13 protein-coding genes and 1 tRNA gene are annotated in these 11,748 nt (G+C 67.4%); 1 reads left to right on the top strand and 13 read right to left on the bottom strand.

Translation table 11 applies throughout. The features are described from left to right. Window positions 1–26: 26 nt before the first annotated feature. The 7 genes from ACFOMP_RS07705 to ACFOMP_RS07675 form a co-directional block, all read right to left on the bottom strand. A tRNA-Ala gene (locus ACFOMP_RS07705) sits at window positions 27–102 on the bottom strand. A gap of 218 nt (window positions 103–320) precedes the next feature. After that, window positions 321–1,148 (bottom strand): iron uptake system protein EfeO, encoded by an 828-nt coding sequence (gene efeO / locus ACFOMP_RS07700; protein ID WP_289896505.1) that lies wholly within the window; start codon window positions 1,146–1,148, stop codon window positions 321–323. Between the two features lie 43 nt (window positions 1,149–1,191). Beyond that, window positions 1,192–2,496, bottom strand: a complete 1,305-nt coding sequence (efeB, locus tag ACFOMP_RS07695; protein ID WP_379029155.1) for an iron uptake transporter deferrochelatase/peroxidase subunit — start codon at window positions 2,494–2,496, stop codon at window positions 1,192–1,194. Between the two features lies 1 nt (window position 2,497). Further along, window positions 2,498–3,655 (bottom strand): iron uptake system protein EfeO, encoded by a 1,158-nt coding sequence (efeO, locus tag ACFOMP_RS07690; protein WP_379029152.1) that lies wholly within the window; start codon window positions 3,653–3,655, stop codon window positions 2,498–2,500. Beyond that, window positions 3,652–4,497, bottom strand: coding sequence for an iron uptake transporter permease EfeU (efeU, locus tag ACFOMP_RS07685; RefSeq protein WP_379029149.1), 846 nt, complete (start codon window positions 4,495–4,497; stop codon window positions 3,652–3,654). The genes efeO (ACFOMP_RS07690) and efeU overlap by 4 nt, the downstream gene beginning before the upstream one ends. A 176-nt stretch (window positions 4,498–4,673) precedes the next feature. Then, window positions 4,674–5,648 (bottom strand): glutathione S-transferase family protein, encoded by a 975-nt coding sequence (locus ACFOMP_RS07680; RefSeq protein WP_379029146.1) that lies wholly within the window; start codon window positions 5,646–5,648, stop codon window positions 4,674–4,676. 74 nt (window positions 5,649–5,722) lie between these two features. Beyond that, window positions 5,723–6,166: a thioredoxin family protein gene (locus tag ACFOMP_RS07675; RefSeq protein WP_289896510.1), complete on the bottom strand. Its 444-nt coding sequence runs from the start codon at window positions 6,164–6,166 to the stop codon at window positions 5,723–5,725. 106 nt (window positions 6,167–6,272) lie between these two features. Between ACFOMP_RS07675 and ACFOMP_RS07670 the strand changes: the two genes are divergently transcribed. Then, window positions 6,273–6,554, top strand: coding sequence for an ArsR/SmtB family transcription factor (locus ACFOMP_RS07670; RefSeq protein WP_379029143.1), 282 nt, complete (start codon window positions 6,273–6,275; stop codon window positions 6,552–6,554). Here ACFOMP_RS07670 and ACFOMP_RS07665 read toward each other — a convergent pair. From ACFOMP_RS07665 to ACFOMP_RS07640, 6 genes are all read right to left on the bottom strand, one after another. Next, the gene (locus ACFOMP_RS07665; protein ID WP_379029140.1) at window positions 6,530–8,266 is read right to left on the bottom strand and encodes a SulP family inorganic anion transporter; all 1,737 of its coding nucleotides are present in this window, start codon (window positions 8,264–8,266) and stop codon (window positions 6,530–6,532) included. The genes ACFOMP_RS07670 and ACFOMP_RS07665 overlap by 25 nt on opposite strands. Continuing rightward, complete coding sequence (locus ACFOMP_RS07660; RefSeq protein ID WP_289896513.1) at window positions 8,263–8,670, bottom strand: DUF6691 family protein; 408 nt, start codon at window positions 8,668–8,670, stop codon at window positions 8,263–8,265. The genes ACFOMP_RS07665 and ACFOMP_RS07660 overlap by 4 nt, the downstream gene beginning before the upstream one ends. Before the next feature lies 1 nt (window position 8,671). Further along, entirely contained in the window at window positions 8,672–9,109 is a 438-nt protein-coding gene (locus tag ACFOMP_RS07655) for a YeeE/YedE family protein (protein ID WP_379029136.1), read from the bottom strand. Further along, window positions 9,106–9,309 carry a YgaP family membrane protein gene (locus ACFOMP_RS07650; protein WP_289896515.1) on the bottom strand — a complete coding sequence of 68 codons (204 nt, stop codon included), beginning with the start codon at window positions 9,307–9,309 and terminating at the stop codon, window positions 9,106–9,108. The genes ACFOMP_RS07655 and ACFOMP_RS07650 overlap by 4 nt, the downstream gene beginning before the upstream one ends. A gap of 17 nt (window positions 9,310–9,326) precedes the next feature. Then, window positions 9,327–10,202, bottom strand: a complete 876-nt coding sequence (locus tag ACFOMP_RS07645) for an MBL fold metallo-hydrolase (RefSeq protein ID WP_289896516.1) — start codon at window positions 10,200–10,202, stop codon at window positions 9,327–9,329. Between the two features lie 168 nt (window positions 10,203–10,370). Beyond that, window positions 10,371–11,693 (bottom strand): MFS transporter, encoded by a 1,323-nt coding sequence (locus ACFOMP_RS07640; RefSeq protein ID WP_379029133.1) that lies wholly within the window; start codon window positions 11,691–11,693, stop codon window positions 10,371–10,373. Between the last annotated feature and the right edge of the window lie 55 nt (window positions 11,694–11,748).

Raw genomic sequence — 11,748 nt, 5'->3', positions numbered from 1 at the left:
TATCTGGCACTAGCCAAAAGGCGAGATGGTGGAGCCAAGGGGAGTCGAACCCCTGACCTCTTGAATGCCATTCAAGCGCTCTACCAACTGAGCTATGGCCCCACCGGAGGTCCGGGCGGCGTCTCCGGCGCCCGTGTGAGGCGTCGTATAGGAGGGCGTGCCGACAGGTGCAAGCGGAAAAAACACCCCCATCGCCAAAATTTCGTCACATCCGCCTTGCGCTCTGAAAACACTGGCTTTTCATTGCCGGATCACCGTCCCGAACCATAGGCGGGCGCCGGATGCAGCGGACGGCCGATTCCCGGCCGCCCCGTGATCCCTCAGCCCAGACCCAGCTTGCCGCGCAGTGTCGCAAGATCCTCGGCCAGCGTGTTGACCTTGGCCGAGAGCAGGTTGCGGTCCTCGTCCGAAAGCTCCTCGTAGGACACGTAGCCGCCCTCCTGGGCCTGGTACTTCACCAGCACCTCGTTCACGGCCTTGAAATTGCCGTCGACCTTGGCCACGAAATCGGCGTCGCTGTCGGCGATCAACGGGCGCAGCAGCTCATAGATCTTTTGCGCGCCCTCGAAATTCGCGTCGAAGTCCCACAGGTCGACATGCGAATAGCGGTCCTCCTCGCCCGAGATCTTGGTCGCGGCGACCTCCTCCATCAGCACGGCGGCGCCGCCCACCACTACCTCGGGCGGGAAGGTCAGGCCGGTGATGCGGTCGTTGAGCTCGGTCACGTCGGCCAGCAGCTTGTCGGCATATTGCTCCAGCCCCTCGGTCGAGCCCTTCTCCCACAGACCGTATTCGATGCGGTGGAAGCCGGTGAAGGCCTCGTCCGCCTCGGCCTTCTCGTAATCGTCGGCGCGGGCGTCGATCGACACGTCCAGGTCCGAGAACAGCTCGGCGATCGGCTCGATCTTTTCATAGCTGGTGCGGGTGGGGGCGAACAGCGCCTTGGCCTCATCGACCTTGCCGGCCTTGATCGCGTCGGTGAAGAGTTTGGTGTCCTCGACCAGCTTGGCGGTGTTCTCGGCGACATAGATCTTGTATTCGGCCAGCGGCTCGACCAGCTCCAGCGACGGATCGGCGGCCAGCGCCAGCGTCCCCCAGCCCGCCATGGCCAGCGCCAGCGCCGTCGTTCCGAGATGTTTTCCGGTCATGGTTCCAAAACTCCCCATTGGTGCAGAATGTCGGCTTGGCGGATCAGCTCCGCCTGGCTGCGGTGACAAGGGACGAGCCGAGGTAGTCCCCCGGTCCGATGCCGGGCAGGGCGAAGAAGTAACCGCCCCCCACCGGCTTGATATATTCCTCGAGCGGTTCGCCGTTCAGCCGGTTCTGCACGGCGATGAAGCCGGCCTCGAGATCGGCTTGGTAGCAGATAAACAGCAGACCCTGGTCGAGCTGGCCGTTCTTCAGCGCGCCGCGGGAATAGTTGAAGGGCCGGCGCAGGATCAGGTTCCGGTCGCTGGCCGGGTCGCGCGGATTGGCCAGCCGGATATGCGAATCCGGCGGGATCACCATGCCTTCGGGGTCAGCGGCGTAATTCGGGGCGTCATGTTCGGTCGCCCCGGGCGCGTCGAGCGGGGCGCCGCTGATCTTGGTGCGGCCGAAGATGCGCTCCTGTTCCGAAAGCGGCGTGCGGTCCCAGCGTTCGACGAAATTGCGGATCACCCGCACCGCCTGATAACTGCCGCCATGCGCCCAGTCCGGCTCGTCCGGGCCGCGGGTCCAGACCAGGCGATCCATCAGCGCCGCGTCGTTCGCATCGGGATTGGCCGAGCCGTCGCGGAAGCCCAGGAAGTTGCGGGCGCTGGGGGTCGAGCCGTCGGTGGCGGGCAGGACCGGCGGCACGAAGCCCTCGATCATCCAGCGCAGCACCAGGAATTCCGACAGGTTCTTCACGATGTCGCGCAGCGCATAGATGCAGGTGTCCTGCAGGTTGGCGCAGAGCTGGATGGACAGATCGCCGTGGCAGATCTCGGGGTCCAGCGCATCGTTGGGGAATTGCGTCATGCGCTGCAGGCGGGCCGGCTTCAGCCCGGCCAGCCAGTCATGCCTTTCGAACAGAGAATCGCCAAGGCCGACGGTGATGGTCAGGTTGTCGGGCGAGATCACCGGCCCCAGCAGGCCGGAATCGGCAGGCGGCAGCTTGGGGTCGCGCGCGGCGATCAGCCCGCCCGCGGCCAGGAATTCCGCGCGCTGGGTCAGCAACCGCATCATGCGCTCGAAATCCTCGAGCGAGGCGACCACCACGTCGAAGGCCGCGAAAATGCCGTTGGCCGGCCGGGGCGTGGTGATGCCGGCCTGATGCGGGCCATGGAAGGGCACCTGCTGCGCCGCGGTTTCCGTATGCGCCTTGGGCGCGTCGTCGACATTGGGGATGGTGTCGGCGGGACCGCCGTCCTGGGCGCGCAGCGGCAGGGCGCCAAGGGCGCCGAGCGCCCCGCCGATCCCGATCCCCTTCAGCAGGTTGCGGCGAAAGATCGAGCGGGGGGTCTGGTCCTGCATCTCAGTTCATCCCGATGGCCGGTTGCAGCTTGCGCAGCGATTCCGACAGCTGCGTCAGGGTGGCCGACAGCTTTTCGCGCTCGGCCCTGGGCACATCGCCATAGGTCGCATGGCCCTGGGCGACGGTGGCTTGCATCTGCGCCTGCGCCGCTTCCAGATCCTGGCCGATCACCGTGTCCAGCGCCGGATCGACGCCTGCCACGACCTGGCGCAGCAGGTCGGAAAGCTTGGCGATGCCCTCCAGCCCGGCGGAAAGATCCTGCAGGTCGTTGCCGGCATAAAGGTTCTCGCCCTTGGGCACCTGTGCCTGGGCAAGCTGCAGGGCGCTTTCGGCCGGCATCTCGATCAGCAGGCCGGGGTCCAGCGGCGCCTGCTTCAGCCGCCCGGCGAGTTCCTTCAGATCCGCGACCAGCGCATCGGCAAAGGGCTGCAAGCCCTCGGTGCTGTTCCGGGCGAAAAGCCCGTATTCGAGGCGGTGATAGCCGGTGAAGCCCGGATCCTGCTCGCGCTTTTCCAGATAGGCGGCGCGCGGGTCGATACGCTCCTCGAGGTCCGAGAAGCGATAGGCCAGCGGCTCGATGCGGCGATAGGGCAGGCGGGCGTCGCGCCAGGCCGTCCGGGCGGCCTCGAGATCGCCCGAGGCGATGGCCTCGCGCAGGGTCTCGGCCGCCTTGACCGCGGCATTGCCCTGCATAACCAGGTAGACGCGATATTCCGACAGCGGGCCCAGGAACTTGCGCAGCGTGACCTCCGAGGCGGCGACGGCGGCCTCGTCCGATGGAGTTACGCTGAGCGTGCCGCGCGGGTTCGACAGAAGCCCGCAGGTGATCGCATAGTCGCCGGGCCGCAGCTGCACCTCCAGCGTGGCGCGAAAGCCCGGGGCGATGTTCTCGCGCTCGGCCACCACCATGACGCCGTCCAGGATCTCCCATTCGATGGGGCGGTCGCTGGCGTTCACGATCTCGAAGCTGCGCCGGCCGCCGGGGACGGTGATGGCGTTCGGCTCACAGGTGGTGGCATTGACGGTCACCAGCTGGTCGGCAGCCGTCTGGCTGCCGGCGGTCTGCTGCGTCGCATACCAGAAGGCGACGCCGCCCGCCGCGACCAGCACCGCCGCCCCCGCGATCGCCAGGTAGAGGCCATTCGATGGTGAAGTCATTTGCGTCCCGCGGTTTGCGGCCGCACCGGCAGGGCACCGGCATGCGGCCTGAGAAAAAGCGTCAGCGTCACGGCCAGGAAAATGCCCCAGACCAGCGCTTCGCCCAAGGTCGGCGCCTCGCGATAGCCCAACAGGCCCGAAAGGACGGTTCCGAGCGGGCCGGTTTCGGGCAGGATCCGGCTCAGGTCATAGATCCGCTCCTGCAGCCCGTTCCACAGCCCCGCCTCGTGCAGCGCCTTGACCGAGCCTGCCAGCAGGCCGGCCGCGACCAGCAGGATGAAGATGCCGGTCCAGCCGAAGAACCGGCGCAGGTCCAGCCGCAGCGCCCCGGCGTAAAAGCCCCAGCCCGCGACGATGGCCGCGATCACGCCCAGGGCCGCGCCGATGGGGGCCGCGCCGTCCTGGCTTTGCTGGAAGATCGCCAGCAGGAAAAACACCGATTCCAGCCCTTCGCGCGCCACCGCCAGGAAGACCATCCCGATCAGCGCCCAGGTGCCTGCGCTGCCCTTGTGCGACAGCGCCTCGTCGATGTCGGCATGCAGCGCGGCCTTGATCGAGCGTGCGGCGCGGCGCATCCAGAACACCATGCCGGTCAGCACCGCGACGGCGACCAGGCCGATCACCGCCTCGAACAACTCCTGCATCCTCTGCGGGAAGCCGTTGGCCAGGATCTGGATCGCCGCCCCGGCGAAAAGCGACAACGCCACCGCCAGCAGGACGCCGACCCAGATCGCCGGCAGCCAGGCGCGGCGGCCGGTCTGGCTCAGGTAGCTTGCGATGATGCCGACGATCAGTGCGGCTTCCAGCCCTTCGCGCAGCATGATAAGAAACGGAGCGAGCATCGGCCTTTCCCCAGCTATGTCGTGGTGCGGGTCCGGCTGGCGTCGGGCGCAGCCAGTCGGGCGGGCATCGCGGCAGGTTCTTCGACCCGGGTGGGCCGGTTTCCCGACTCATTAAGGCGGAAATCGGCAAAGTCAATCCAGAGCGAAACCCTAGGAAAGTTCCGCGACGCGGCGCGTCAGCCGCGGCCGTGCGGCTCGGTCCAGTCGATCAGCGGATTGATCGGGATGATCCGGCTGGGGTTTATCGTGGCGTGGCTGTAATGGTAATGCCGCACGATATGGTCGAAATGCACCGTCGCGGCCACCCCTGGCCATTGGTAAAGCGCGCGCGTCCAGCCCCAGAGATTCGGGTATTCGCGCAGCCAGGCGCGGTTGCACTTGAAATGCGTGTGATAGACCGGATCGAAGCGCGCCATGGTGGTGAACAGCCGCCAGTCCGCCTCGGTCACTCGGTCGCCGCAAAGATAGCGGTTCCGCGCCAGATGCGCCTCGAGCCAGTCCAGCGTCTCGAACAGGGGGTGGACCGCCTCGTCATAGGCCGCTTGCGAGGTGGCGAAGCCCGCCTTGTAGACGCCGTTGTTCACGCGGTCGTAGATCCGTTCGTTCATGGCGTCGATTTGCTCCAGCAGGTCGGGCGGGCAATAATCGTCGCGGTTGCCGGTGATCCCGTCGAAGGCCGTGTTGAACATGCGGATGATTTCGGCGCTTTCGTTGCTGACGATGGTATCGCGGGCCGTGTCCCAAAGCACCGGCACCGTCACCCGGCCCGAGGCGCTGGGATCCACCTTCAGATAAAGCTCGCGCAGGAAGCGCAGGCCGAACAGCCGATCGCCGGTGGTGCCGGGGAAATCGGCGGCGAAAGTCCAGCCGTCCGACAGCATGTCGGGATGCACGACCGAGATGTCGACATGCGGAACCAGCCCCTTCAGCGCCCGATAGATCAGCGTGCGATGCGCCCATGGGCAGGCATAGGAGACATAGAGATGATAGCGCCCGCTCTCGGCCGCGAAGCCGCCTTCGCCGCTGGGGCCGGGGCTGCCGTCGGGTGTGATCCAGTTGCGATAGGCGGTGACGCTGCGCTGGAAGCGCCCGCCCGCGCTGGCGGTGTCATACCATGCGTCGTACCAGACGCCATCGACCAGTTGACCCATCTCGTCCGCCTCCTTGCAGCGTTTCTGCGACCTTGGGGACCAGCATAGCCGACCGGGTCCGGCGGACAACCGGGCTAGCGGCCAAGCTGCCCGCGCGTCCAGCCGACGATGGCCGCCGCATCCATGGCGCCCGATTGCCGGCCGATCTCCTGCCCGCCGCGATAGAGCAGCAGCGTCGGGATGCCGCGGATGCCCAAACCGGCGGCGGTCTGCGGTTCGGCCTCGGAATTCAGCTTGATCAGCCGGACCTCCGGCTCCAGCATCCCGGCCGCGCGGGCGAATTGCGGCGCCATCATCCGGCAGGGGCCGCACCAGGGCGCCCAGACATCGACGAGCACCGGAATCGAGTTGCGGCCGATCTGGCGTGCGAACATCTGCCCGCCCACATCGGCCGGCTGGCCGGAGAACAGCGGCAGCCGGCATTTGCCGCAACGGCCGGCGCGCGGGTCGTGTCCCGACGGCAGGCGGTTCAGCGCCCCGCAGGCGGGGCAGACGATCAGGCTGTCGGTACCGGGCATGGCCCACCTCCGATGCTTTGTCTTGACGATATATTCATATTCTTGTAGGTATGCAAGAATGGTAAACGAAACTCTTCCCGAGCCCGGCCGGATCGACCCAGAAGCCATGCGGAGCGCCGCAGGCGAGGCCAGCGAGTTCTTGAAATCTTTGGGCAATCAGCACCGGCTGATGATCCTTTGCGCGCTGAGCTCGGGCGAGAAATCGGTGGGCCAGCTGGCCGGATTCCTTGGCATCCGCGACTCCACGGTGTCGCAACACCTGGCGCTGCTTCGGCGCGACCGGATCATCTCGGGCCGGCGCGAGGGGCAGGTGATCTGGTATCGCATCGACAGCCAACCCGCCCGCCGCGTCATGGCGGTGCTTTACGAAAGTTTCTGCGCCGCCTGATCGCCGGTGCCGCGCAGGGTGCGGATCGCCTCGTGCTGGCTCAGGAAAACCCGCCCCGACAGGTGGCGCAGGAAGTCGCAGCGCTGCAGCCGGTCCATCACCGGCCCCTTGACCTCGGACAGGTGCAGCTTGATCCCGCCCTCGGCCAGCCGGCGGTTGATTTCCGCCAGGCTTTCCAGCGCGCTGGCGTCGATGTCGTTCACCGCCGGGCACATCAGCACCACATGGCGGACCTGCGGGTGTTCGGCCACCAGCGCGGCGATGCGGTCTTCGAGAAAGCGCGAATTGGCGAAATACAGGCTTTCATCGACGCGCAGCGACAGGATCTCGGGCCAGGTGATGACCTCGTGGCGGTCGACATTGCGGAAATGCTCGGTCCCCGGCACCTGGCCGACCACCGCCGAATGCGGGCGCGCGCTGCGGTAAAGCTGCATGACCAGCGACAGGATCACCCCGGCGCTGATGCCCTGTTCGACCCCCACCAGCAGCGTGACCAGGATCGTCGCCGCCATGGCCAGGAAATCGCGTGGCGAATAGGCCAGCACGCGGGCCAGGGCGCGCAGATCGACCAGCGACAGAACCGCCAGGATGATCGTCGCGGCCAGCACGGCCTGCGGCAGGTCCGCAAGTTGCGGGGTCAGGAACAGTGCCGCCAGCGCGATGCCGATGGCGGTAAAGGCGCCCGCCGCCGGGGTCTGCGCCCCCGCGTCATGGTTCACCACCGAGCGGGCGAAGCCGCCGGTGACCGGATAGCCGCCGGACAGCCCGGCGGCGATATTGGCGGCGCCAAGGCCGATCAGCTCCTGGTCCGGGGCGATGCGCTCGCGCCGCCGCGCCGCCAGGGTCTGCCCGACCGAGACCGACTCGACGAAGCCCACCACCGAGATCAGCAGCGCCGCCGGGGCCAGTGCCGGCAGCAGCTCGGGGGGCAGTACGGGCAGGCCGGGCCGGGGCAGTCCCTGCGGGATCGCGCCGACCAGCGCGACGCCCCGTTCATCCAGGTCCAGCGCCCGGACCAGCAGGATCGAGACGGCGATGGCAAGGATGGGTGCCGCGCGGGCCAGCATGTCGGCCAGCCAGCCGGGCAGGCCGGCGCCTGTCAGGCCGGACCGCGCCCAAAGTCGCGCGGCCCAGAGAAAGGCCAGCGCGCCAAGCCCGATGGCCAGCGTCCAAGGATTGGTGCGGCCGATCTGCGCGGCAAGCGCCGGGACGATCTCGACCAGCGTGGCGCCTGCGGCTTCGATGCCGAGAATATGCCTGACCTGCCCGGCGGCGATCAGGATGCCCGAGGCGGTGATGAAGCCGGAAATCACCGGATGGCTCAGGAAATTCGCCAGGAAGCCCAGCCGGAGGATGCCTGCGACGACCAGCATGGCGCCCGAAAGCAGCGCCAGCCCGGCGGCGGCGACCAGCGGATTTGCCAGCCCCTGGGCAACCACCGGCCCGATGGCCGAAGCGGTCATCAGCGACACCACCGCCACCGGTCCCACAGCCAGCACCCGCGAGGTGCCGAAGACGGCATAGGCCACCAGCGGCAGGATCGAGGCGTAGAGCCCGACCTCGGGCGGCAGGTTGGCAAGCATCGCATAGGCGAGGCTTTGCGGGATCAGCATGATCGTCACGATCGCCGCGGCCAGCAGGTCGGCGCGCAGCGTCGCGCCGTCATAGCCGCGCGTCCAGTGCAGCGGCAACAGGCGATGGCTGGGCATCATGAGCGCAGCCAGCGCGTCACGGCGATGCCGGCCCCCATCGCGATGACGAAGATCGCCGCGTCGGGCTGGCCGAGACCAAGCGCGGGAACCGCGCCTCCGGGGCAGAAGCCGGCGATGCCCCAGCCGATGCCGAACAGCGCCGAGCCGCCAATCAGCGCCGGATCGAGATCCCGCCGCGTCGGCAGGTGGAACCGCGGCGCAAGCAGCGGCTGCCGGCGGTTCAGCACCAGGCGGTAGCCGACGAAGGTCACAGCCAGCGCCCCGGCCATGACCAAGCCCAGCGACGGATCCCAGGCCCCCGCGAGGTCGAAGAAATTCAGCACCTTGGCCGGGTTGATCATGCCGGACAGCGCGATGCCGGCACCAAAGATCAGCCCGGCCAGCAGGGCGGCGAGAACCGGCATCTCAGAATCCTCCGATCACATGGCGGATGACGTAGACCGTGGCGAAGGCGGTCAGCATGAAGATCAGCGTCGCCACCAGCGAACGGGGCGACAACCGCGCATTGCCGCAGACTCCGTGCCCCGAGGTGCAGCCGCCGCCATAGGTCACGCCGATCCCGACCATCAGGCCGCCCAGCACCAGCAGCGGCCGCGGCACCGGGCTGTCGAAGGGCACCGGCGCGCCAAGCGCCAGCATCAGCGCCGGTGCGGCGACCGCGCCCAGCAGGAAGGCGGCGCGCCAGCCGCGGCCCTGCCGGCCTTGATCCCCGCCGCCGGGCAGCAGACCGGCGATGATGCCGGTCATGCCCGCGACCCGGCCGATCAGCGCCATCAGCAGCACGGCTGCCAGCCCGATCAGCGCCCCGCCAAGGGCGGATTGCAGGGGGGTGAACACGGTCATTTGCGGCCGCAGGTGCTGAGGCCGAACAGCGCATAGGCCGGGCAGGTGCGGGCCAGCGCGGTGACGACCAGCGCCGCGCCGACCGCCAGGCTGAGCCATTTCCCGAAGCCGGCTAGCCCGGCCAGGAAAGGCAGCAGGATCAGCAGTATACCCAAAACCAGCCGCAGCGAACGGTCGATGCTTCCGACATTGGCTTTCATCGTTACTCTCCCTTGGTTCAATCCCAGGCCGCCTGCAGCAGGTCCAGCGGAATCTTGAGATAGCGGCGGCCGTTCGCCTCGGGCTCGGGCAGGCGGCCGGCATTGGCATTGACCTGCAGCGCGTGCAGGATCAGCTTGGGCATGGGCAGGGTCTTGTCCCGCGCCTCGCGCAGGGCGACGAAGCGGGCCTCGTCCATGCCGGCGACATGCGGGTTCTTGCGCTTCTGCTCGGCCACGGTGGATTCCCAGCGCGGCTCGCGCCCGCCCTGGCAATAGTCGTGGCCGGTGAAGATCCGAGTCTCGTCCGGCAGGGCCAGGATGGCCTGGACCGAGCGCCACAGCACATGCGCATCGCCGCCGGGAAAATCGGCCCGCGCGGTGCCGCTGTCGGGCATGAACAGAGTGTCATGCACGAAGGCCGCGTCGCCGATGACATAGGTGATCGAGGCCAGCGTATGGCCGGGCGAGAACATCACATGCGCGGGGATCTTGCCGACGCTGAACCGCTCGCCCTCGGCGAAGAGCCTGTCCCATTGCGAGCCGTCGGCGGGAAAGTCCGGCCAGTGGTAATAGCCTTTCCACAGCTTCTGCACCTCGGTCACCTTCTCGCCGATGGCGGTCGGGGCGCCGGTCCGGCGCTTGAGGTAATCGGCGGCCGAGAAATGGTCGGCATGGGGGTGGGTGTCCAGGATCCACTGCACCTCGTAGCCCCTTTCGGCGACGAACCGCAGGATCCGGTCGGCCTGGATCGTCGCCGTGGCGCCGGATTTCTCGTCGTAATCCAGCACCGGATCGATGATCGCGCATTGCTTCGTCTGGGGATCGGCCACGACATATTGCACCGATCCGGTGCGCGCCTCGTAGAACCCTGTCACTTCCGGGGCCGTGGTCATGGGAAAACCTCTTGATATGATCGCAGGATTAGGAATTTCCTCCCCCATATATTCGCTTATGCGAAGATATGCAATAGCGGGATACGCGGTGAATCCGCCATGGCCGGCCGCAGGAAAAGGCCGGGCTTTGCGGCCCGGCCTGGTCTGAAAAAAACGGGAGGCCGCCGGTCAGTCTGCCAGCGGCTTGCCGGCGGTTTCGCGGGCCAGCAGCATGGCGATCAGCGCCAGCCCGGCGGCGCCGACCAGGTACCATGCCGGGGCCAGCTTGCTGCCGGTGGCGCCGATCAGCCAGGTCGCCACGAAGGGCGCCGTGCCGCCGAACAGCGCATTGGCGGCGTTGAAGCTGAAGGCGAAGCCGGAATAGCGCACGCGGGTCGGGAAGATCTCGGACAGGAAGCAGGGCAGCGTGCCGTCGTTGATGGTCAGCAGCGCGCCGAAGGCGATCTGGATCAGCACGATGGTGACGAAGCCCGCGCCGTCGAGCATCCGGAACAGCGGCACCGTCAGCAGGATGAACAGCACCGAGGCGGTGATCAGCGCCGTCTTGCGGCCGAAGCGGTCGGAAAGCTGGCCCATCAGGAAGATCAGGAAGATGTAGACGGCAAGCGACAGGCTGGCGGCGATGAAGGATTCCGTATGCCCCATGCCCATCTCGGTCGAAAGATAGGTCGGCATATAGCTGAGGATCAGATAGAAGCCCACGGCGTTCAGGCAGGTGGCGCCGAAGGCGATGGCGATCTGTCGGCCGTGGTTGCCGAACAGCTCGCGGATCGGCGTGCGCTCGAGGTGATGCGCCTGTTCCAGTTCGCGGAACCTGGGCGTATCCTCGAGCCGCAGCCGGATATAGAGCCCGACCAGCCCCAGCGGCAGCGCCAGCAGGAAGGGCAGGCGCCAGCCATAGGCCTGCATCTGCGCCTCGTTCAGCAGCCAGAACAGCGCCGCCGACATCAGCGACCCGGCCAGAAGCCCCGCCGCGGTCGAGGCGGGCACGATGCTGGTATACAGCCCGCGGCGATGCGTCGGCGCATATTCGGCAATGAACGAGGTCGCCCCGGCATATTCGCCCGAGGCCGAGAAGCCCTGGACCATGCGCACCAGCAGCAGCAGGATCGGCGCGGCGATGCCGATCTGGTGGTAATCGGGCAGCAGCGCGATGACCGTGGTGGCCCCCGACATGATCAGGATCGACCAGGACAGCGCCGTGCGCCGGCCGACCCGGTCGCCGATCGCGCCCCAGATGATGCCGCCCAGCGGCCGGATCACGAAGGAAATGGCGAAAACCGCATAGGTGGCCAGCAGGGCGCTGCCCGGCGCGATGTCGGGAAAGAAGGCGGCGGCGATCACCGTCGCGAAATAGCCATAGGACGCATAGTCGAACCATTCGACGAAATTGCCGATGAAGCTGGCGCCCAAGACCTTTTTCAGCACGGTCTGCGAGCCGTCGGCATCATCGGTCCGGGCGGCCGCTGGCGCGGCCACGGAATGTGACATGATTTTCCTCCCTTGGGATTTTGTGCCGGCCCCTCCTGCCGGCGCGCATGATGCG

It is taken from the genome of Paracoccus simplex (assembly GCF_042648325.1).
In the GTDB taxonomy this organism is placed as follows: Bacteria; Pseudomonadota; Alphaproteobacteria; order Rhodobacterales; family Rhodobacteraceae; genus Paracoccus; species Paracoccus simplex.
This window is presented reverse-complemented; position numbering and strand designations above follow the sequence as displayed.

What these genes read in the sequence shown, in the direction of transcription:
- efeO (WP_379029152.1), bottom strand. Translation starts at nt 3,655, where the DNA reads ATGACTTCACCATCGAATGGCCTCTACCTGGCGATCGCGGGGGCGGCG.
- ACFOMP_RS07645 (WP_289896516.1), bottom strand. Translation starts at nt 10,202, where the DNA reads ATGACCACGGCCCCGGAAGTGACAGGGTTCTACGAGGCGCGCACCGGA.
- ACFOMP_RS07680 (WP_379029146.1), bottom strand. Translation starts at nt 5,648, where the DNA reads ATGGGTCAACTGGTCGATGGCGTCTGGTACGACGCATGGTATGACACC.
- ACFOMP_RS07670 (WP_379029143.1), top strand. Translation starts at nt 6,273, where the DNA reads ATGCGGAGCGCCGCAGGCGAGGCCAGCGAGTTCTTGAAATCTTTGGGC.
- efeO (WP_289896505.1), bottom strand. Translation starts at nt 1,148, where the DNA reads ATGACCGGAAAACATCTCGGAACGACGGCGCTGGCGCTGGCCATGGCG.
- ACFOMP_RS07665 (WP_379029140.1), bottom strand. Translation starts at nt 8,266, where the DNA reads ATGATGCCCAGCCATCGCCTGTTGCCGCTGCACTGGACGCGCGGCTAT.
- ACFOMP_RS07660 (WP_289896513.1), bottom strand. Translation starts at nt 8,670, where the DNA reads ATGCCGGTTCTCGCCGCCCTGCTGGCCGGGCTGATCTTTGGTGCCGGC.
- ACFOMP_RS07650 (WP_289896515.1), bottom strand. Translation starts at nt 9,309, where the DNA reads ATGAAAGCCAATGTCGGAAGCATCGACCGTTCGCTGCGGCTGGTTTTG.
- ACFOMP_RS07655 (WP_379029136.1), bottom strand. Translation starts at nt 9,109, where the DNA reads ATGACCGTGTTCACCCCCCTGCAATCCGCCCTTGGCGGGGCGCTGATC.
- efeB (WP_379029155.1), bottom strand. Translation starts at nt 2,496, where the DNA reads ATGCAGGACCAGACCCCCCGCTCGATCTTTCGCCGCAACCTGCTGAAG.
- ACFOMP_RS07675 (WP_289896510.1), bottom strand. Translation starts at nt 6,166, where the DNA reads ATGCCCGGTACCGACAGCCTGATCGTCTGCCCCGCCTGCGGGGCGCTG.
- ACFOMP_RS07640 (WP_379029133.1), bottom strand. Translation starts at nt 11,693, where the DNA reads ATGTCACATTCCGTGGCCGCGCCAGCGGCCGCCCGGACCGATGATGCC.
- efeU (WP_379029149.1), bottom strand. Translation starts at nt 4,497, where the DNA reads ATGCTCGCTCCGTTTCTTATCATGCTGCGCGAAGGGCTGGAAGCCGCA.